The 19,654-nt window shown below is 67.4% G+C and carries 19 protein-coding genes; 14 read left to right on the plus strand and 5 right to left on the minus strand.

Annotated elements, in window-relative coordinates:
• Positions 1 to 150 precede the first annotated feature (150 nt).
• The 5 genes from gstA (at position 151) to M2282_RS11105 (ending at position 5,597) form a co-directional block, all read left to right on the plus strand.
• On the plus strand, positions 151 to 759 hold the full coding sequence (gstA, locus tag M2282_RS11085; RefSeq protein WP_280808844.1) for a glutathione transferase GstA: 609 nt from the start codon (positions 151 to 153) through the stop codon (positions 757 to 759).
• 144 nt (positions 760 to 903) lie between these two features.
• Positions 904 to 1,686 (plus strand): enoyl-CoA hydratase/isomerase family protein, encoded by a 783-nt coding sequence (locus M2282_RS11090; protein ID WP_280808845.1) that lies wholly within the window; start codon positions 904 to 906, stop codon positions 1,684 to 1,686.
• Positions 1,683 to 3,518: an acyclic terpene utilization AtuA family protein gene (locus tag M2282_RS11095; protein ID WP_280808846.1), complete on the plus strand. Its 1,836-nt coding sequence runs from the start codon at positions 1,683 to 1,685 to the stop codon at positions 3,516 to 3,518. Before M2282_RS11090 ends, M2282_RS11095 begins: the two co-directional genes overlap by 4 nt.
• Before the next feature lie 99 nt (positions 3,519 to 3,617).
• A complete protein-coding gene (locus tag M2282_RS11100) occupies positions 3,618 to 4,721 on the plus strand; it encodes an alkene reductase (protein WP_280808847.1) in 1,104 nt (367 codons plus the stop codon).
• Positions 4,722 to 4,781: 60 nt separating this feature from the next.
• Positions 4,782 to 5,597 carry a GNAT family N-acetyltransferase gene (locus tag M2282_RS11105; protein WP_280808848.1) on the plus strand — a complete coding sequence of 272 codons (816 nt, stop codon included), beginning with the start codon at positions 4,782 to 4,784 and terminating at the stop codon, positions 5,595 to 5,597.
• Positions 5,598 to 5,641: 44 nt separating this feature from the next.
• Here M2282_RS11105 and M2282_RS11110 read toward each other — a convergent pair whose 3' ends face one another.
• A complete protein-coding gene (locus tag M2282_RS11110; RefSeq protein WP_280809180.1) occupies positions 5,642 to 6,997 on the minus strand; it encodes a sensor histidine kinase in 1,356 nt (451 codons plus the stop codon).
• A gap of 17 nt (positions 6,998 to 7,014) precedes the next feature.
• On the minus strand, positions 7,015 to 7,704 hold the full coding sequence (locus M2282_RS11115; protein WP_280808849.1) for a response regulator transcription factor: 690 nt from the start codon (positions 7,702 to 7,704) through the stop codon (positions 7,015 to 7,017).
• A 131-nt stretch (positions 7,705 to 7,835) separates the two neighbouring features.
• Here M2282_RS11115 and M2282_RS11120 point away from each other — a divergent pair, with 131 nt between their 5' ends.
• The 5 genes from M2282_RS11120 to M2282_RS11140 are packed head-to-tail and all read left to right on the plus strand — an operon-like array spanning position 7,836 to position 12,030.
• Positions 7,836 to 8,705 (plus strand): alpha/beta hydrolase, encoded by an 870-nt coding sequence (locus M2282_RS11120; protein ID WP_280808850.1) that lies wholly within the window; start codon positions 7,836 to 7,838, stop codon positions 8,703 to 8,705.
• Positions 8,706 to 8,738: 33 nt separating this feature from the next.
• Positions 8,739 to 9,020 (plus strand): acyl carrier protein, encoded by a 282-nt coding sequence (locus tag M2282_RS11125; protein ID WP_280808851.1) that lies wholly within the window; start codon positions 8,739 to 8,741, stop codon positions 9,018 to 9,020.
• Between the two features lie 22 nt (positions 9,021 to 9,042).
• Positions 9,043 to 10,335 (plus strand): beta-ketoacyl-[acyl-carrier-protein] synthase family protein, encoded by a 1,293-nt coding sequence (locus tag M2282_RS11130; RefSeq protein ID WP_280808852.1) that lies wholly within the window; start codon positions 9,043 to 9,045, stop codon positions 10,333 to 10,335.
• Between the two features lie 36 nt (positions 10,336 to 10,371).
• Positions 10,372 to 11,499 carry a sterol desaturase family protein gene (locus tag M2282_RS11135; protein WP_280808853.1) on the plus strand — a complete coding sequence of 376 codons (1,128 nt, stop codon included), beginning with the start codon at positions 10,372 to 10,374 and terminating at the stop codon, positions 11,497 to 11,499.
• A 48-nt stretch (positions 11,500 to 11,547) separates the two neighbouring features.
• Positions 11,548 to 12,030 (plus strand): GNAT family N-acetyltransferase, encoded by a 483-nt coding sequence (locus M2282_RS11140; protein ID WP_280808854.1) that lies wholly within the window; start codon positions 11,548 to 11,550, stop codon positions 12,028 to 12,030.
• A gap of 6 nt (positions 12,031 to 12,036) precedes the next feature.
• On the opposite strand, the gene M2282_RS11145 is transcribed toward M2282_RS11140, so the two are convergent.
• Entirely contained in the window at positions 12,037 to 14,283 is a 2,247-nt protein-coding gene (locus M2282_RS11145; protein ID WP_280808855.1) for a heavy metal translocating P-type ATPase, read from the minus strand.
• 144 nt (positions 14,284 to 14,427) lie between these two features.
• Here M2282_RS11145 and M2282_RS11150 point away from each other — a divergent pair, with 144 nt between their 5' ends.
• Both M2282_RS11150 and cueR read left to right on the plus strand, forming a co-directional pair.
• Entirely contained in the window at positions 14,428 to 14,622 is a 195-nt protein-coding gene (locus M2282_RS11150) for a heavy-metal-associated domain-containing protein (protein WP_280808856.1), read from the plus strand.
• Positions 14,619 to 15,020: a Cu(I)-responsive transcriptional regulator gene (gene cueR / locus M2282_RS11155; RefSeq protein ID WP_042580630.1), complete on the plus strand. Its 402-nt coding sequence runs from the start codon at positions 14,619 to 14,621 to the stop codon at positions 15,018 to 15,020. Before M2282_RS11150 ends, cueR begins: the two co-directional genes overlap by 4 nt.
• A 117-nt stretch (positions 15,021 to 15,137) precedes the next feature.
• Here the strand turns inward: cueR and M2282_RS11160 are convergent, their stop codons facing one another.
• Positions 15,138 to 16,082 carry a YcjF family protein gene (locus M2282_RS11160; protein ID WP_280808857.1) on the minus strand — a complete coding sequence of 315 codons (945 nt, stop codon included), beginning with the start codon at positions 16,080 to 16,082 and terminating at the stop codon, positions 15,138 to 15,140.
• Between the two features lie 567 nt (positions 16,083 to 16,649).
• Between M2282_RS11160 and creB the strand changes: the two genes are divergently transcribed.
• Positions 16,650 to 17,441 carry a two-component system response regulator CreB gene (gene creB, locus M2282_RS11165; protein WP_280808858.1) on the plus strand — a complete coding sequence of 264 codons (792 nt, stop codon included), beginning with the start codon at positions 16,650 to 16,652 and terminating at the stop codon, positions 17,439 to 17,441.
• Between the two features lie 124 nt (positions 17,442 to 17,565).
• Positions 17,566 to 19,005 (plus strand): two-component system sensor histidine kinase CreC, encoded by a 1,440-nt coding sequence (gene creC, locus M2282_RS11170; RefSeq protein ID WP_280808859.1) that lies wholly within the window; start codon positions 17,566 to 17,568, stop codon positions 19,003 to 19,005.
• 5 nt (positions 19,006 to 19,010) lie between these two features.
• Here creC and M2282_RS11175 read toward each other — a convergent pair whose 3' ends face one another.
• Positions 19,011 to 19,616 carry a hypothetical protein gene (locus M2282_RS11175; RefSeq protein WP_280808860.1) on the minus strand — a complete coding sequence of 202 codons (606 nt, stop codon included), beginning with the start codon at positions 19,614 to 19,616 and terminating at the stop codon, positions 19,011 to 19,013.
• Between the last annotated feature and the right edge of the window lie 38 nt (positions 19,617 to 19,654).

A 19,654-nucleotide genomic window follows, 5' to 3' on the forward strand; every position in this document is an offset into this window, starting at 1 on the left:
GCGGGGGAGCATAAAAAGGGCCCGTCATCCGCCTGATAGTCACGAGCCCCAAGCGGCCGTAGGACAAAAACGCGATGCCGCCAAACCCGCTAGCATCCGCCTCGGTTTCGCACAAAGATCCATCCTCGCTATCCATTGGAGTCATTTCGCATGAAGTTGTATTACTCGCCCGGCGCCTGTTCCCTCTCGCCCCACATCGCGCTGCACGAAGCCGGCCTCGCCTTCGAACCCGTGATGGCCAGCACCAAGAGCCACAAGCTCCAGGACGGCACCGACTACTACGGCATCAACCCGCTGGGCTATGTGCCGATGCTCGAACTGGACGACGGCACACGCCTGCGCGAAGGCCCGGCCATCGTGCAATACATCGCCGACCTCGCACCCACCAAGAACCTCGCGCCCGCCAACGGCACGCTGCAGCGCTACCGCCTGCAGGAGTGGCTGACCTTCATCGGCACCGAAGTGCACAAGGGCTTCAGCCCGCTGTTCAACCCGGCCATGCCCGAAGAAGCCAAGACCATCGCCAAGGACAAGCTCGCATCGCGCTTCAAGTGGCTCGACGGCGAACTCGCCAACAAGCAGTACCTCATGGGCGAACACTTCAGCGTGGCCGACGGCTACCTGTTCACCGTGACCAACTGGGCCAAGCCGACCGGCGTGGACATCTCGGCCTTCGCCAATGTGCAGGCCTGGCACGCGCGCGTCGCCGCCCGTCCGGCCGTGCAGGAAGCAATGAAGGCCGAAGGCCTGCTGAAGTAAACCGAAGCTCACAGAAGCAGTGAAGCGGCCGGGCCCTCTACGGGAAAACCCGGGCCGCTTCAGCCACAAGCCGCACGATGCGGCTTTTTTTTCGCGTCACGCTACGGGCGGACCTCCAGAAGACCATCGAAGGAACCCAGCGCCATGGCCGAAACCCCTCCCACCGTCGAACTGCGCGAAGAGATGCGCGGGCCCGTCATGTGGCTCACCATCGACCGCGAGGAGCGGCGCAATGCGATCAACGCCGCCGTGCTCGCCGGCCTGTCCGACGCGGTGGCACGCGCCAACGCCGACCCCGACGTGCGTGCGGTGGTCATCACCGGCGCCGGCACGCGCGCCTTCTGCGCCGGCGCCGACCTGCAGAGCGGCACCTCCTTCAAGTTCGACTACGCGCAGCCCTATCAGGGCTTCGCCAACCTCTTCCGCCAGGCGCGCCAATCGACGGTGCCGCTCATCGCGCGCGTCAACGGCGCGTGCATGGCGGGCGGCATGGGGATCATGGCGATGTGCGACATGGCGGTGGCGAGCAGCGGCGCGGTGTTCGGCCTGCCCGAGGTCAAGGTCGGCCTCTTTCCCGTCCAGGTGCTCAGCGTGCTCGACGGCCTGCTGCCGCGCCGCGTGCTGGCCGAGATGTGCATCACTGGCGAACCCATCACCGCTGGTCAGGCACTCGAACATGGGTTGATCAACCGAGTGAGCGACGACGTCGACGAAAGCGTCGACTGGCTGCTGGCCCGCATGCTCGACAAGTCGCCCGCTGCCATCCGCCGCGGCCTCTACACGATGAAGAAGATCGAGGCGATGGCCTTTGAAGAGTCGATGGCGTTCACCGAAAGCCAGATCGGCCTCTTCGCGCTCACCGAGGACGCAGCCGAAGGGCAGCTCGCCTTTCGCGAGAAGCGCAAGCCGCAGTGGAGCGGCCGATGAATAGCAGCAGCAACACCGGCACCAACGAACGCATCGTCCGCATCGGCGGCGCCTCGGGCTTCTGGGGCGACAGCAGTGTGGGCGCGCCGCAGCTGGTGACCAGCGGGCAGATCGACTACCTGGTGTTCGACTACCTCGCCGAGCTCACCATGTCGATCCTCGCGGGTGCGCGGCTCAAGAAGCCGGAGCTGGGCTATGCGACGGACTTCGTTTCGGTCGCGATGAAGTCCGTGCTGAAAGACGTCGTGAAACAAGGCATCCGCGTGGTGAGCAATGCGGGCGGCGTGAACCCCCAAGGCTGCGCCGATGCACTGGCCGCGCTCGCCAGGGAACAAGGCATCGAACTGAAGATCGCCGTGGTGAGCGGCGACGACGTGTCTGCGCTGCTGCCGCAGCTGCGCCAGGGCCAGCCGCCCGTGCGCGAACTGCAGAGCGGTGCCGCGCTGCCCGAACGCATGCTCACCGCCAACGCCTATCTCGGCGCGCGGCCCATCCAGGCCGCGCTCGATGCGGGCGCACAGGTGGTCATCACCGGCCGCTGCGTGGATTCGGCCGTCACGCTCGGCGTGCTGATGCATGAATTCGAATGGCAGCCCGGCGACCACGACCTGCTCGCCGCCGGCAGCCTCGCGGGCCACATCATCGAATGCGGCTGCCAGGCCACCGGCGGCCTGCACACCGACTGGGACACCGTGCCCGACTGGCCCCATATCGGCTACCCCATCATCGAGTGCAGCGCCGACGGCAGCTTCGTCGTCACCAAACCCGCAGGCACCGGCGGCAAGCTCACGCCCGCGGTGGTGGGCGAGCAGATGCTCTACGAAATCGGCGACCCCGCGGCCTACCTGCTGCCCGACGTGACGGCCGACTTCACGCAGGTGCGCATCGAGCAGGCCGGCGAACACCGCGTGCGCGTGCACGGTGCGCGCGGCCGTGCGCCGACCGCGAGCTACAAGGTCAGCGCAACCTACGTCGATGGCTTCAAGACCGCGGCGCAGCTCACCATCGTGGGTTTCGATGCGGCCGCGAAGGCAAGGCGCACGGGCGAGGCGATCCTCACCCGCACCGGCGAACTCTTCACGCAGTCCGGCTTCGGCCCCTACAGCGGCACGCAGATCGAAATGCTGGGTGCCGAGTCCTGCTACGGCCCGCATGCGAATGCACAGGCCCTGCAGGCGCGCGAGGTCGTGCTGCGGATCGCGGTGACGCACCCCCGCAAGGAAGCGCTCGAACTGTTCGCGCGCGAGGTGGCGCCCGCCGGTACCTCGTGGTCTCCGGGCACCACGGGTGCGGGCGGCGGGCGGGCATCGGTGTCGCCGTCGATCAGGCAGTACGCCTTCCTGCTCGACAAGTCGCAGGTCGAGGCCCGCGCGAGCATCGATGGCCAACCCATCGAGGTGCCGCGCACCGTTGCGCCAACAGTCGTCGCCGCACCCGCGCCACGGCCCGCCAGCGCCACGCAGCACAAAGCCGCACCCGAGGCCCTCGACACCCTCGAAGTGCCCCTCCTCCGCCTCGCCTGGGCCCGCAGCGGCGACAAGGGCGACACATCGAACATCGGCGTCATCGCGCGCCACCCTGCCCTGCTGCCGCTGCTGCGCGAACAGCTCACCGAGGCCCGCGTGGCCGAATGGCTCGCGCACCTCGTGAAGGGCCGCGTCACGCGCCACGAGGTGCCCGGCATCGACGCCTTCAACTTCGTCTGCGAAGAGGCGCTGGGCGGCGGCGGCATGGCGTCGCTGCGCAACGACCCGCTCGGCAAGGGCATGGGGCAGATCCTGCTCGCGGCGCCGGTGCGCGTGAGCGCCGCGCTGCTGGCCCTCGTGCCCTGAAAAAGTACCCATAACACCAATCGCGACAACCGTGCGACAGCAGGGTTGAGGCCGCGCGCTTAGCCTTGCGCCTGTTTCAACTCTGCTCCCTCATCCACGATGTCCACCCTTTTCGACCCCGTACAGGCCGGCGGCCTGAAGCTCGCCAACCGCATCGTGATGGCGCCGCTGACGCGCAACCGCTCGCCCAACGCCGTGCCGCCCGAGCTGGCCGTCACCTATTACGCCCAGCGCGCCACCGCGGGCCTCCTGATCACCGAAGCCACCGCCATCAGCCACCAGGGCCAGGGCTACGCCGACGTGCCCGGCCTTTACGGCACCGAGCAGCTCGATGCCTGGAAGCGCGTGACCGACGCCGTGCACGCCAAGGGCGGCAAGATCGTCGTCCAGCTCTGGCATGTGGGCCGCGTCTCGCACACCGAACTGCAACCCGATGGCGGAAAGCCCGTCGCCCCCTCGGCCATCACCGCCAAGACCAAGACGGTGCTCATCAAGGGCGGCGTGCCGACCTTCGTCGAGACCTCCGAGCCGCGCGCGCTCGATGCCGGCGAACTGCCGGGCATCGTCCATGCCTATGCAGTCGCGGCGCGCAGCGCGGTGGAAACCGCCGGCTTCGATGGCGTCGAGATGCATGGCGCCAACGGCTACCTGCTCGACCAGTTCCTCAAAGATGGCAGCAACAAGCGCACCGACGACTATGGCGGCAGCATCGAGAACCGCGCCCGCCTGCTGCTCGAAGCCACGCGCGCCGTGGTCGATGCCATCGGCGGCGGCAAGACCGGCATCCGCCTGTCGCCCGTCACGCCCGCCAACGACGTGCACGACAGCGACCCGCAGCCGCTCTTCACCTACGTGGTCAAGCAGCTCGCGCAGCTGAACCTCGCCTACATCCACATCATCGAAGGCGCCACCGGTGGCCCGCGCGAGATCGAAGACCGTCCCTTCGACTACGAAGCCCTCAAGGCCGCGTATCGCGAAGCCGGCGGCAAGGGCGCATGGATGGTCAACAACGGCTACGACAAGCCGCTGGCCGATGAAGCCGTGAAGGAAGGCGACGACCTCGTGGCCTTCGGCAAGCCGTTCATCTCCAACCCCGACCTCGTGCGCCGCCTGCGCGAGAACGCACCGCTGAACGAGCTCGACAAGGCCACCATGTACGGCGGCGGCGCGAAGGGCTACACGGACTACCCGGCACTGGGCTGATCCACGGGGGCCATGGCAAGATGCGGCGGACTTTTCATGTCCGCCCAGGAGAGAAATGCCATGGCCCGCATCGAGCAACGACGCGCCAACGCCGACGATGCGGCATCCATCGCCGCATGCGCCGCCGAAGCCTTCCGCCACTACATTCCGCGCCTCGGCCTCACGCCGATTCCGATGACCAGGGACTACGCCGCGGCCATCGCGAATGCGCAGGTCTGGATCGCCACGCTGCAGGGCGAAACCATCGCAGCGCTGGTGCTCGACGTCACGGACGAAGGCTTCCTGATCGACGTGATCGCGGTGATGCCGCAGCATCAGGGCACCGGCGTCGGCCGCGCGCTGCTCGAGCTCGCCGAGCGCGAGGCACTGCGGCAGGGCCACGATTCGATCTACCTTTTCACCAACGAGAAGATGACCGAGAACCGCGCGCTCTATGAACGCATCGGCTATGTCGAATACAAGCGCGTCGCCTTCGCCGAGCGCACCCGCGTCTTCCTGCGCAAGCCCTTGAAGCCGGTCGAAGATCTGCATGCGCTGTTGCTGAAACTCGAAGGCGCATTGCATCTGCGCGAGGTGCGAGCGAGCGCCGCGCAACTCGAGGAACTGCTCGACGACGACTTCCGCGAGCTCGGCGTCTCGGGCACCGAATGGACCCGGCCTGCGATCATCGACGCGCTGCGAGATGAAGCCTTCTCGGAGCGCACGATCTCGGACTTTCGCGTGCAACGCATGGCACCCGACATCGCGCTGGTCACCTATCGCGCACACCGTGCCGCCATAGCGGAGCGCCCCGCAGCAGATTCGCTTCGCAGTTCGCTGTGGCGACTGCGGCTCGGCAGATGGCGCATGGTGTTTCACCAAGGCACGCCGCTGTAGCCGGTCTTTCTCCCTCCCCTTCCGGGGGAAAGAGCAAGACAGGGCTACGCCACTTCGCCGAACGCCACGCTCACCCGGAGGCCCGAGGGCTCTGCCGCTTCGAGCCGCAGCTCCGCGCCCAGCAGCTCGGCATAGCGCGACACGATCGACAGTCCCAATCCCGAGCCTTGCCCCAGCTTCTCCCCCGCAGGGCCCTGCGCCCAACGCTGCATCAGGTCACGCTGCGCCTCCAGCGGAATGCCGGGCCCGTCGTCGATCACGCTCAGCGTGCGCCCCACGAGTTCCACCGTGATCGTGCGGCCGCCATAGCGCAGCGCGTTGTCGATGAGGTTGTCGAGGATGCCTTCGACCAGTGCTTCGTTCGCCATCACGACCACGCCATCGTCCAGGCCGCGCGCACCGAGGTCCACGCCGCGCGCATCCGCGCGCGCCAGGTGGCGCAGCACCGTCTGCTCGGCCAGCGCATCCAGGCGCACCGGCGCGCGGGCCAAGCTGGTGCGCGCTTCCTCGGCCAGTGCGAGCGCGAGCAGCTGGTCGATCAGGTGGCTGGCACGCGCCTGCCGTTCCGACACGCGCGCGAGCTGCTCGCGCCAGACCGCCGTGTCCTGCTGCGCCAGGCCGTATTCGGCCAGTGCGCGAATGCCCGCCAGCGGCGTGCGCAGTTCGTGCGCCACGTTGCCCACGAACTCGCGCTGCGCCTGCACGCTCTGGCTGAGCCGCTCGAACAGCGAGTTGACCGCATTGCCCAGCCGCTGCAGCTCGCGCGAGGTCTGCGCCACCGCCACCGGGGACAGGTCGCGCACATCGCGCCGGTCGAGCGCGCGCTGCAGCTCGCCGAGCGGACGCAGGTCGCTGCGGATGCCGTACCAGAGCCACACGGCCAGGAGCACCAGCAGCAGGATCTGCGGCGCCAATGCAAAGCCGAGCAGCTGCCGCACCAGCGCCGTGCGGCTCAGCGTGGTCTGGGCGATCACCACGCGGTAGGGCATCGCGATGCCGGGCTCCGCATCGTGCTCGAGCACCACCGCGCGCATCGACTTGCCCTGGTAGTCCAGGTCGGAGAAGCGGTAGCGCGCGCCGTTCAAGGGCAACGGTGCCCGCAGCTCCGGCTCGCCCGAGATCAGCGAACCGTCGAGCCGCTGCACCGAGAAGTGGACCTTGTCGATCTGGTCGAAGAGCACCGTGGCCACCTCGCGCGGCGTGAGCAGCAGCTCGATGCCGCGCTCGCCCGCCTGCACGTTGGCCGACAACGCATAGGCATCGTCGAGCATGCCGCGGTCGAAGGCCTGTTCGGAAAAGTAGTTGGCGATGACCAGCGCGATCACCGCGCCGAGCATCCAGGTGAGCGCCAGCGGCAGCAGCACGTTGCGCAGGACCCGCCGCGTGAGCGACGGTGCCATCGGGGCAACGGGGCCCGTCACGCCTCGGCTTCGAGCAGGTAGCCGATGCCGCGCAGCGTGCGTATGCCCGCACCGCTGCCGACGAGTTTCTTGCGCAGGCGCGAGATGAAGGCCTCGAGCGCGTTGTCGCCCAGCGATTCGTCGAAGCTGGAAAGCTTGTCGGACAGCGCACGCTTGCTCACGGTGCGGCCCGGCGGGCTCATCAGCTCCCACAGCACCTCGAACTCGCGCGCGGGCAGGTCGAGCGGACCGCCCGTGGTGGAGAAGCGCCGCGCCTTGCGGTCTAGCTTGAGCTGGCCGAGCAGCACGATGTCTTCGGTACCCTTGGCGCGACGCACCAGGGCGCGCAGGCGCGCCTCCACTTCGGCGAGGTCGAAGGGCTTGCCCAGGTAGTCGTCGGCACCCGCATCGAGGCCGGCGATGCGCTCCTCGGTGCGGCCGCGCGCGGTGAGCACCAGCACCGGCGTGCGGTCGCCGCGCGCACGCGCCTGTCGCAGCGCGGTGAGGCCGCTCGCGAGGCCGCTCGTGGGGCTCGCGGTGGCCGGCAGGTTGAGGTCGAGCAGCACCGCGTCGAAGGGTTGCACGCGCCAGAGGTGGTCGGCGTCTTCGACGTTGGTCGACACGTCGACCCGGTGGCCCGCGTCCGCCAGGCTGCGCAGCATCACATCGCGCAGTACAGCGTCGTCTTCGACAAGCAGGATTCGCATGGTGGTGGGAAGTGTGAAGGGTTGCTTAATGAATGGGTCAGGGGCCGGTCAGTAGCTCCACACGATAGTCGCCGCATGAGCATACGACAGCAGCATGGAACACGGGCCATTTTCATGGCCGGCGCCACACGGTGAGCGCACGCGATTCCTCCGATCAGCTGAGCGTGGTGCCCCGCGAGGTGCAGCGCACCGCGGTGGTTCTGCTGCATGGTTTATGCAGCACACCTGACGAGCTGCTGACTGTGCAATCCGCATTGCGCGCACGGGGGTATGCGGTGCACCCGCTGCCGATCGACGGCTACTCGTTCGATGCCAGTGCGCCGCTGCAACATGCCGCGCCCTACGAGCGCTGGCTCGACGCCATCCAGGCGAAGGTGAAGGCGCTGCGCCAGGAGCACGACCGCGTGATGCTCGTGGGCATCTCCGCCGGCTCCTCGCTCGCGCTGGGGGCGGCCATCCGCTGCGGCCGCGAGGTCGATGCGCTGGTGCTCATGTCGACCACGCTGCGCTTCGACGGCTGGGCCATTCCGCGCACGCAGTTCCTGCTGCCGCTGGCCTTCTACACGCCGCTCGGGCGCCTGTGGCAGTACCGCGAACGCCCGCCCTACGGCGTGAAGAACGAACGCGTGCGCGCCTGGATCGAGCGCGAGCTGCGCCATCGCAAGATCTCGCGCGCCGGCTCCTCGGTGCTCGGCGTGGGCCACCTGCGCGAACACGACCGGCTGATCCGCCATGTGCGGCGCAACCTGAACGCCGTGCAATGCGACAACGTGCTGGCGCTGCATGCCCAGCAGGACGAGGTGGCCAGCGTGGCCAATCTCGACATCCTCGCGCGCGGCCTGCGCTGCCGCTCGTTCCGCACCGTGGTCGTGGCCAACAGCTACCACATGATCACCATAGACAACGACCGCCAACAGGTTGTGCGCGAGACCGTGTCTTTCGCCGATGCGATAGCGCACGGCACCATGCCCGAGCACCCCTGCGCGCACGAGTTCGCATGAGTTCGCCCGAACCCACCTGAAAGGACACCGTTCATGTCTTCGCCCACCTTCAACAGCATCGCGACGATCCTGGAGGCCGACTTCAAGGTCGACCGCAGCGCCATCTCCCCCGCCACCGTGCTGACCGACCTCGGTCTCGATTCGCTCGCGCTGATGGAGTTCGTGTTCGCGGTGGAAGATGCCTTCCACCTGCGCATTCCCGAAGACCGGCTGGACCCGCGCGAAGCCGGCATCACGCTGCAGCGCCTGTGCGAAGTGATCGACGCCGAGAGCAGCGGCGCGGTCGCATCGTCCGTCGAAGCCGCCCACGCATGAGCGCCGCGCCAGGGGTGCACCGATGAGCAGCAACGCCGCCCACGCCATGCTGGCCGCATCCGCGGCGCGCGCCGCCTCGGCGCCCCTGCGCGTGAGCGGATTGGGTTTCGTCACGCCCATCGGCCGCACCGTCGAGGCCTTCGACGATGCGCTGTTCAACGGTCGCTCGGCCGTGCGCGCGCAGGTGCTCGAGATCAAGGGCATGGACCCGATGTCGCTCGCCGTGGCCGCCTGCGATTTCGATTCGAACGGCGTGCGGAGCACTTCGCGCCTGCCGCTGGACCGCGGCACGGCCATGGCGCTCGCCGCCGCGCAGGATGCGGCCGCAGAGGCCGGCCTGGTCGCAGACAGCGTCGACCCGGAGCGCCTGGGCATCTTCTGGGGCAGCGGCCTCGCGGGCGCGGGTGCTTTCGACACCACGACCAGCGCGCTCTACGGCGAACAAAAGCGCATGCGCCCGACGACCGTGCTCACCGTGATGCCCAACGCCGCTGTGGCGGAACTGGCGCTGCACTTCGGCGCGCGCGGCTCGGCCATTGCCTATGCGTGTGCCTGCGCCTCCTCGGCCGTGGCCATCGGCGAAGCGATGCGCGCGATTCGCGGCGGCTGGATCGACGTTGCCATCGTCGGCGGCCACGATGCGATGCTCACTCCCGGCGTGATGGCCAGCTGGCATGCGATGCGCGTGATGGCGCCGCCACCGGCCGATGCGCCCTCCACCGCCTGCCGGCCTTTTTCCGCCGACCGCGCGGGCTTTGCCATCGGCGAGGGCGCGGCGGCGCTGGTGATCGAATCCGAAGCGCATGCACAGGCGCGCGGTGCGAACGCTGCACCCTTCGTGCTCGCTGGCTACGCGACCAACTGCGACGGCACGCACATCACCAATCCCGACAGCGCCGGCCAGGTGCGCGCGATGCGCGCCGCGCTGCGCGATGCCGGCATCGAGGCCTCCGACATCGGGCACATCAACGCGCACGGCACCGCCACATCGGCGGGCGATGCGGCCGAAGCCGCTTCGATCCGCGAGGTGTTCGGCAATGCCACGCCCGTGAGCGCGACCAAGGCCATTCACGGCCACGTGCTCGGCGGCGGCGGTGCCATCGAGCTCATTGCCGCGCTGCGCGCGCTGGCGCGCGAGTCGCTCCCGCCCATCGCCAACCTGCAGACGCCGGATGCGGCATTCGACATCGACTTCGTGCGGGGCGAAGCGCGCGAAGCCAGGGGCATGCGTTACGCGCTCTCCAATTCCTTCGCCTTCGGCGGCACCAACGCGGTGATCGTGGCCGGTCGCGCACCGGATGCGCGGGACCGCTGAAAGATCCGCTGAAGACCCGCTGAACAACAGGACACGGTGCATCGGCTGGTCGTTCTCGTCGTGCCCGTGTTCGCGCTGCTCATGGCCTGCGAATTCGCTTGGGGCTGGCTCAGGAAGCGCAACACCTACCGCTTCAGCGACACGCTCGGCAGCCTGAGCCAGGGCTTGCTGAGCCAGGCACTCGCGGTGTGCACGCAGCTCTTCCAGATCGGTCTCTACGCGATGGTCTATCCGGCCGTCGCGATCTGGACGCGGCCCGCCTTCTGGGACGGAGCCATCGGCTGGATCGTCGCGGTGCTGCTGTTCGACTTCTGCGACTACTGGCTGCACCGCGCGGGGCATGAGTCGGCGGTGTTCTGGGCCGCGCACTCGGTGCACCACCAGAGCCAGCAGTTCAACTTCTCGACCGCACTGCGGCAGGAGAGCATGGTCGCCTTCCTGGGCTGGGCCTTCTACCTGCCGATGGCGGTCGTCGGCGTGCCGCCCGAGCAGTTCGGCATCGCAGGACTCATCGTGCTGGTCTACCAGTTCTGGATCCACACCGAGCACATCGGCAAGCTCGGCTGGTTCGACCGCGTGTTCTCCTCGCCCTCGAACCACCGCGTGCACCACGCGGTGAACGACGGCTATGTGGACCGCAACTACGGCGGCATGCTCGTGGTGTGGGACCGGATGTTCGGCACCTTCGCGGAAGAGAACGAACGCGCGGTCTACGGCACGCGCAAGGCGCTGGCGAGCTTCGATCCGCTGCGGGCCATCTTCGGGCCGTATGCGCCGCTCGTGCGCGACAGCTGGCACACGCGCAGATGGCGCGACAAGCTCGCGGTGTGGCTCAAGCCGCCAGGCTGGCGGCCGGCCGATGTGGCGGCGCGCTTTCCGGAAGCGCCGTTCTCGCTCGACCAGGCGATGCACATCCACGACCCTGCGCTGACCCGCGTGCAGGTTGCTTCAGCATCGCTGCACTTCATCGGATGGATCGGCGTGACGCTTGCCTTTCTGTGGGTCGCCGACGACCTTGCATTCCGCACTGGCCTCGAACTCCTCGCGCTGGCCGTCGCGGGTTTCTGGACCATCGGTGCGGTGCTCGATTCGCGCATCCGCCTGCGATGGGCCTGGTGTGTGCAATGCGCGCTGCTGGCGTTCTCGGTGGCGCTGCTGGCCTGAGGCGCAGTCGCTAAGCTCAGCGCTTCCATCGTTTCGAGACTTACACCCATGCGCAGGCTCGCCACGCCCGAAGACCTCCACGCCGTCTTCACGCTCTACATGCACGAGAAAGTCGTGCCCTATCTCGGCTACGACCCGATGCCGCTCGAAGGCTTTAGCCCCATCTACCAGGAGATGGTCGAGAGCGGACGCTTCTTCGTCTATGAACTGGACGGCCGGATCGCCGGCTTCTACCGCGCCACGCGCTATCCGGGCCGGGTGCAGCATGTGGCCAGCCTGGGAACGCTGGCCGTCGATCCGGCGCTGCACGGGCAAGGCGTGGCGCTCGCGATGGTGAGCCAGGCCATCGACGAGCTCAAGGCCGTGGGCGTCAAGCGCATCGAACTCTGTGTAGAGAGCGACAACGCGCCGGCCTTGCGCTTCTACAAGAAGCTGGGTTTCCAGCACGAAGGCACGTTGCGCAAGTTCTACAAGCGGGCCGGCGATGCAGAGGCCATCGACGATCACATGATGGCGCTGCTGTTCGACTGAAACAGTTCAGGGCTTCCAGCGACGCAGCAGCAGCGCGTTCGCCATCACGCTCACGCTCGACAGCGCCATCGCCGCGCCGGCCACCACCGGACTCAGCAGCCCGAAGGCCGCGAGCGGAATACCGGCCACGTTGTAGGCGAAGGCCCAGAACAGGTTCTGCCGGATCTTCGCCACCGTGCGCGCCGAGAGTTCGAAAGCCTGGGCAACCAGTGCGAGATCGCCGCGCATCAGCGTGATACCGGCCGCTTCCATCGCCACGTCGGTTCCGCCACCCGAAGGCGCCATCGCGATGCCCACGTCGGCCGCGGCGAGCGCGGGCGCGTCGTTGGCGCCATCGCCGACCATCGCGACCACATGGCCGTCGCGGCGCAAGGCACTGACCTGTGCGGCCTTGTCGGCCGGCAGCACATCGGCGCGCACATCCTCGATGGCAATGCCGAGGCGGGCTGCCATCGCTTGCGCGGCACGCAGGTTGTCGCCCGAGATCATCACCACGCGCAGGCCTCTTGCACGCAGCGTGCGAATGGCTTCAGCAGCCTGCGGCTTGGGCTCGTCGGCGAAGGCCAGCAAGGCCTGCACATGCGCGGCCCCTGCTTCGTCGAAACGCAACAGCGCCGACACCGTGGCACCTTGCGCCTGCAGCCTTTCGATCTCGGCTTCCGCGGGCATCGCATCGAGCTCCCTGCACCAGCGCAGGCTTGCGATGGCCCAGGAGGCGCCGTTCACTTCGCCGCGAACACCGCGGCCCGGCATCGCCTGCATGGCGCCCAGCGGCGGCGCCTGCACGCCGCGTTGTGCGGCAGCCGCGAGCACCGAGCGTGCGAGCGGATGCTCGCTGCCGCCCTGCAGGCTGGCGGCGATGGCCAGCAGTTCGTCTTCCGTCGCGTTGCTGCCCGCCGCCGGCCGCAACACGGTGAGCACGGGGCGGCCCATCGTCAACGTGCCGGTCTTGTCGAAGGCCACGGTGTCGACGCGGTGTGCAATTTCCAGTGCGCGCGCGTCCTTGATCAGGATGCCGTGCCGCGCCGCCACGCCGGTACCCGCCATCACCGCCACTGGTGTTGCGAGGCCCAGCGCACAGGGGCAAGCGATCACCAACACCGCCACCGCATGGATCAACGCGGTCTCGATGCCCGCTCCTGCGACGAGCCAACCTGCCAGCGTGATCAGCGCAATCACCAGCACCACGGGCACGAACACGGCCGCGACCTTGTCCACCAGCCGCTGGATCGGCGCCTTGGCGGCCTGAGCGTCCTCGACCAGACGGATGATGCGCGCCAGCACGCTCTCGGCACCGATCGCGCGCACCTCGATCACCATGCGGCCGTCGCCGTTGACCGCGCCGCCTGTCAATGCATCGCCAGGGCCCTTGGCCACCGGCAGGGGTTCGCCGGTGAGCATCGATTCATCGACTTCGGACTGGCCTTCGATCACGCGCGCATCGGCCGGCACGCGTTCGCCGGGCCGCACGGCGAGGCGGTCGCCCACCATCACCTCGGCGAGCGGCACATCGCTCTCGCCGCGTGCGCCGACCAAGTGCGCCACCTCGGGGCGCAGCTGCTGGAGCGCGCGTATCGCGGAGGTGGCCTGGCGCTTGGCACGGGCCTCGAGCCATTTGCCGAGCAGCACCAGCGTGATCACCACGGCCGAGGCTTCGAAGTACAGGTGCGGCATCTCGCCGTGCCCTGCATGTTCGCCGGCGGTTGCGCGCCACCACAGCCAGAGCGACAACCCGAAGGCCGCGCTGGTGCCCAGGGCCACCAGCAGGTCCATGTTGCCGGTACGGGCCTTGGCCGCATGCCAGCCCGCGCGGTAGAAGCGCGCGCCCAGCCAGAACTGCACCGGTGCAGCGAGCAGCAATTGCAGCCAGGGCGGCAGCATCCAGTCCTGCCCGAACGGATCGCCGAGCATCGGCGCCAGGAGCGGAATCGACAGCGCGAGGCCGATGGCCACTGGACCGAAACCATGCCACGGTGACAAGGCCGCCGCTTCGTCGGCCGCACTGCTTGCCGCGCGGGGTTCGTAGCCGGCGGCGCGCACGGCGCGGCGCAGGCGCGCATCCATGTCCTCGGCAGCATCGGTGGTCACCACGCGGGCGGATTCGGTCGCGAGGTTCACGCTGACGTCCTGCACGCCGGTCACGTTCTTGAGGGCTCGTTCCACGCGCATCACGCACGAAGCGCAGGTCATGCCGCCGACCGAGAGGTCCAGCGTGGCAGTGGCTGCCGAGGGATGTTGCTGCAGTGTTTCCATGTGTCGAAGACTAAGGCTTCACACCATGGCAAGGTCAAGGCCGCGCCTGGAGTGCCCCTTCGCTGGACATTGACATCGTGGGAGGGTTCAGACTGGCGGCTCATTTCATTCATCCATTCATCCACCAAAGAAGGAGTCAGAACGATGAGCCAGAAATTCCAGGTCTCCGGCATGAGCTGCGGCCACTGCGTGAACGCAGTGCAGAACGCGGTGCAGGCGGTCGATCCCGAAGCGCAGGTCACCGTCGACCTCGAGACGGGCCATGTCGACGTGCTGAGCGAGCAGCCGCGCAAGGACATCGTGGCCGCCATCGAGAACGCGGGCTACGGCGTTCAATGACCGGCCAAGTCGCCATCGGCGAAGCCGCGCGCCTCTCGGGCGTGTCGGCGCGCATGGTCCGGCACTACGAGGGGCTGGGCCTCCTGCCGGCGGTGGCGCGCACCGACAGCGGCTACCGCCAGTACGGCGAGGCCGATGTGCACACGCTGCGCTTCATCAAGCGCTCACGCGACCTCGGTTTTTCGATGGAAGAAATCGCCGAGCTGGTGGGCCTCTGGCACAACCGCCGGCGCGCGAGTTCGAGCGTCAAGCGGATTGCACAGAAGCACCTGGGCGAACTGGAGCAGCGCATCGCTGACATGCAATCGATGCGCAACACGCTCGCGCACCTCGTGCATTGCTGTCATGGCGATGCGCGTCCCGACTGCCCGATCCTCGACGACCTGAGCAAGGTCTAGCCAGCTCTCTCGCCCAGGAACACCGCGGAACCGGTTTTGCCGGGCCGCTGGTGTTGCCCCCGGCGAGGGGGTTGGAGAAGCGACACGCAGTGCGCGAAGCCTGGGGGAGAGCCTGTTTCAGGCACCTCGTACGAGCGACAGCACCTTGCCCGCATCCAGCGTGCGGGCCTTCTCCTGGATGGCCGGCAGATATTGCGTCTGCAGGCTCTGGCCCTCCTTCACCACGCCCGAGAACGCTTCCTTGAGCATCTGCGTCGAGAGCGTGCGGCCGCCGGCGTAATAGCGCTTGGCCACATGGCCCAGCGCATAGGTCGAGGCGAAGCTCATGCCCGAACTCACGGCCTGGTTGCCCAGCCCGCGCAGCAGGCCGCCGCCCACCTTGCCGAGCAAGCCACCGAGCAGCTTGCGCCCGGCCTGCTCCAGATACTGCGAAGTCAGGCCCACGCCGACCGTGGCCAGGAAATCCTTGATGTGGCCGCTGTCGAGCTGGTAGCCGTGCGCCTGGCCGATGCGGTAGACCAGCTTCATCTGCAGCGGAATGATCGCCATGGTCGAAAGCGTTTCGGGCAGCAGTTCGAGCGCGCCGTTGAGAATGGCGGCATTGAGGATCGACTTGTCGAGCTCGGCGCTGTCCGGCGTGTTGGGGGCGGCAACCGCGGTCACGGCGGTTCCTGCTGCCGCGGCCACGGGCACCGCGGCGATTTCTTCGGCCTGCTCTGAAAACCGCGCCGCCGAGGCATCAAGTCCGAGCGAGGTGCGCACATCCATCAGGAACATGCGCTCCGCTTCCGATTGCGCGCCGTCCGCATCGCAGACGCACACCGCCATTTCATAGGCGAGCTGCTTCGATTCGTTGCTGCCCAGGTCGCCGGCCACCGAGGCCAGCGACACGCGCTTCATCAGCACGTCCTGGTAGAGCGTCGGCAGGTTCAGCCCGTCGGCTTGCGACAGGCCCTCCGCAATGCGCTTGATCTCGGCGCGCTCACGCTCGTGCTTGTCGCCGTCGACAAAGGCAGCCAGCAGGCTCAGGGTCACGATGGCCTTGGTTTCTGAAGGTGTCATGTTCGAAATTTTTCGCAATGTGAGGACGGCGTTGGGTCGCCCGGGGTCTCGAAGGTTCCTCCTGCGTTCTCCCCACAAAACTTGGGCAACTCTGTGGATAACGTCGGCACTTCTGTGTAGGGGTGCGGCAAGTGGTTGATTTAAAAGGGAAATCTACATATTGCCCAAATAACAGGCAATGAATTATTAATACCAAAAACCGCCTTTCGCAGATTTCCCGGGGACTGTCAAAGGACAACTCTGGGGAGAGTTCTGGCACAAGACATGGGTTATCCACAGGGCGGGCGGGTTACCCAATGTTGTCCCTTTTGCGGGTACATCCCGGAAGCGCACCTGCGCACAGTGACGGAGCTGCGACAAGTCCTTGTCACATAACGGAAAAAGTGCCCTGTCCACAGAAGAGGGCTTCCCTTATCTACTACTACTAATTTGAATAAGAAGAATAAGAAATAGAAGACAGAAAGAGCGCCGCGCCAAAAAAAGGGCCGCGAAAGGCCGCGCCGGTCCCCGGCGCCTCGGGCGGAAACCGGCACCGCCGTCCTTCCTTCCCCTCGCTAACATCCGCGGATGAGCTTCAAACCCCGGATCCTGATTGCCGAAGACGAGTCGGGCATCGCCGACACGCTGCAGTACGTCCTGAAGAGCGACGGCTTCACGCCGGTGTGGTGCGCCACCGCCGAAGAAGCGATCGCGCAGTTCGCGCAGGAACCGCCCGCGCTGGCCATCCTGGACATCGGGCTGCCCGACCTCAACGGCTTCGAGCTCTTCAAGCGCCTGCGGGCGCTGAACCAGTCGCAGGGCGGGCCGGAGGTGCCGATGCTGTTTCTCACCGCCCGCAGCGACGAAATCGACCGTGTGGTGGGGCTGGAACTGGGCGCCGACGACTACATCGCCAAGCCGTTTTCGCCGCGCGAACTGGTCGCCCGGGTCCGCACGATCCTGCGGCGCAGCACGCGCAACAGCCCTGGCGGCCCCGGAACGGCCGCAGCGCCCGGAACCGGGGCACCCCCTCAAAAACTGCCCACGACGCCTCCAGCGGCGCCACAGACCCCCCCACTGCCCTTTGCGCTCGACAACGAGCGGATGCAAATCCGGTACTACGGCCGGCTCCTGGAGCTTTCCCGTTACGAATACGGGCTGCTGAGGCTCCTGGTGCAGCGGCCGGGGCGCGTGTTCACGCGCGATGAGCTGCTCGAACATGTCTGGGACGACGCCAGCGACAGCTTCGACCGCACGGTCGACGCGCACATCAAGACCCTGCGCGCCAAGCTCAAGACGGTGGCGCCAGATGTCGAGCCGATCCGCACGCTGCGCGGCACCGGCTACGCGCTGAACGAAGAACTCCCATCGAAGGCATGACGCCGGCCTTGGTCTGCCTTTTCGCGGAATACCGCGGAACCGGCTTTGCCGGGCCGCAGGTATTGCCCCCGGCGAGGGGGTTGGAGGCCACACGAAGTGGGCAAGCCTGGGGGAGAGCCAAGCTTTGACCCGGCGTACGCGGATATTCATCGGCATCCTGCTGATCTACACGGCGGGCATTGCCTTCCTACTCTATCGCGTGGTGTCGGACATCGATCCGCGCTACCGCGAGTCGGCCGAAGAATCTCTGGTCGAAACATCGCAGCTCATGGCCAGCCTGGTCGAGCAGGACGTGATCGCGGGCGCCATCAACACCGCGCGGCTGGAGCCTCTGTTCCGCACGGTCTACGCACGCGAGTTCTCGGCCCAGATCTACAACCTGCACAAGAGCCAGGTGGAACTGCGCGTCTACGTGACCGATCGCAGCGGCCGGATCATGTTCGACTCGCTCGGCAGGCACCTGGGCGCCGATTACTCGCAATGGAGCGACGTGAGCCGCACGCTTGCGGGCCTCTACGGCGCGCGCACCTCGCGCGATGTCGACGGCGACCCGCGCACTTCGGTGATGTACGTGGGCGCACCGATCCGCTGGAACAACGAGATCGTCGGCATGGTCAGCGTCGGCAAGCCGGTGCAGAGCTTCGGCCAGTTCGTGGAAGACGCGCGGGCCCGCACGCTGTGGGTCGGCGTGGGATCGGGCCTGGCGCTGTTGCTGCTGGCACTGATCGTCTCGGTGTGGCTGGTGCGGCCGTTCGGATTGATCTCGGACTACTGGACCTGGGTGCGCGCACAGCGAAGCCTTAGCTTCTCGCGCATGGCACGGCGCGCGGTCGACGCGGTGCGCACCGGCTTCAGCGAAATGCGCGATGCATTGACGGGCCGCAACTACGTGGCCGACTACGTGCAGACCTTCACGCACGAAGTCAAGAGCCCGCTCTCCGCGATCCGCGGCGCGGCCGAGCTGCTGCAGGAGCCGTCGATGCCGCATGCGGAGCGCGAGCGCTTCCTGAAGAACATCGAACGCGAGACGCAGCGCATCCAGGAAATCGTCGACCGCATGATGGAGCTCACCGCGCTCGAAACGCGGCGCGCGCTGGACCGCACCGAGCCGGTGCCGCTGGCCTCGCTGATCGACGACATCGCCATCAGCGCGCAGCCTGCCGCGGCCAAGCGGAACATCCGCCTCCTGGTCAACATCCGGGCCGAAGCCAGCACCGAGGGCGATCCGTTCCTGCTGCGCCGCGCGATCAGCAACCTGCTGGACAACGCGATCGATTTTTCACCGCAGGGCAGCGAAGTGCTGCTGACGCTGGAGACCACCGCGAAGCTTGCCCGCGTGAGCGTGCGCGACCACGGACCCGGCATTCCGGATTACGCGCAGGAGAAGGTTTTCCAGAAGTTCTATTCGCTCGCGCGGCCGCACAGCCAGAAGAAAAGCACGGGGCTGGGGCTGGCCTTCGTCAAGGAGATCGCGGCGCTGCACCGCGGCCGCATCGAGCTTGGCAATGCGGCACGCGGCGGCGCAGTCGCGACGCTCACGCTGCCGCTGTTGTCACATCACTGACCCGGTCACTGGCCCGTGAGGGCGCCGTAGGCGCTTCGCGTCTCGGGGCTCACCGCATCGAGCAACTGCTCGTACGAGGTCTGGTGGCGCGCCAGCATGCGCGCCGATGCCACCGTCTTCGACTTGCAGAACCAGTGGCAGGTGTGCTGCATCAGGAACAGTTCGGCCGACATGGTGAAGGCCTTGGACTTGGCCGAGCGGCCCGATGCGTTCTTCGCCACGCCGGCAATGCCGCGCGCATGGATGTTCAGCGCCTCGCGCAGATCGAAGGTCGCGGCCGGGAACAGCTTGTGGGCATAGGGAATGGCGATCGGCAACTTGCTGATGCGCGTCTGCGCTTCGGGAACGCGTGCGAACGCGGCGGCAAAGCTGTCGAACTGCGCCGAGAGCTTTTCCTCGGTGGTGTCGAGCAGGCTCCAGATCTGCTGGCGGCGTTCGGCGTCATCCTCGCCCAGGCAGCGCAGGTAGCCCTGGGTCAGGCTCTCCATCAGCTTCTCGATCTGGTACTTGCCCAGGTGGCTTCCCAGCAGCGCGATGCGCTGGCGCTGGTCTCTGGACTTGAGGATGTAGGCGCCCACAAGGAGCAGCGCCACCAGCGTAAGGATTTCCATGAATGCGTTGGGCCAAAGGAGAAGAGGGAACGGCACCG

The sequence above is a fragment of the Variovorax boronicumulans genome, assembly GCF_029892485.1.
Classification (GTDB): Bacteria; Pseudomonadota; Gammaproteobacteria; order Burkholderiales; family Burkholderiaceae_C; genus Variovorax; species Variovorax boronicumulans_B.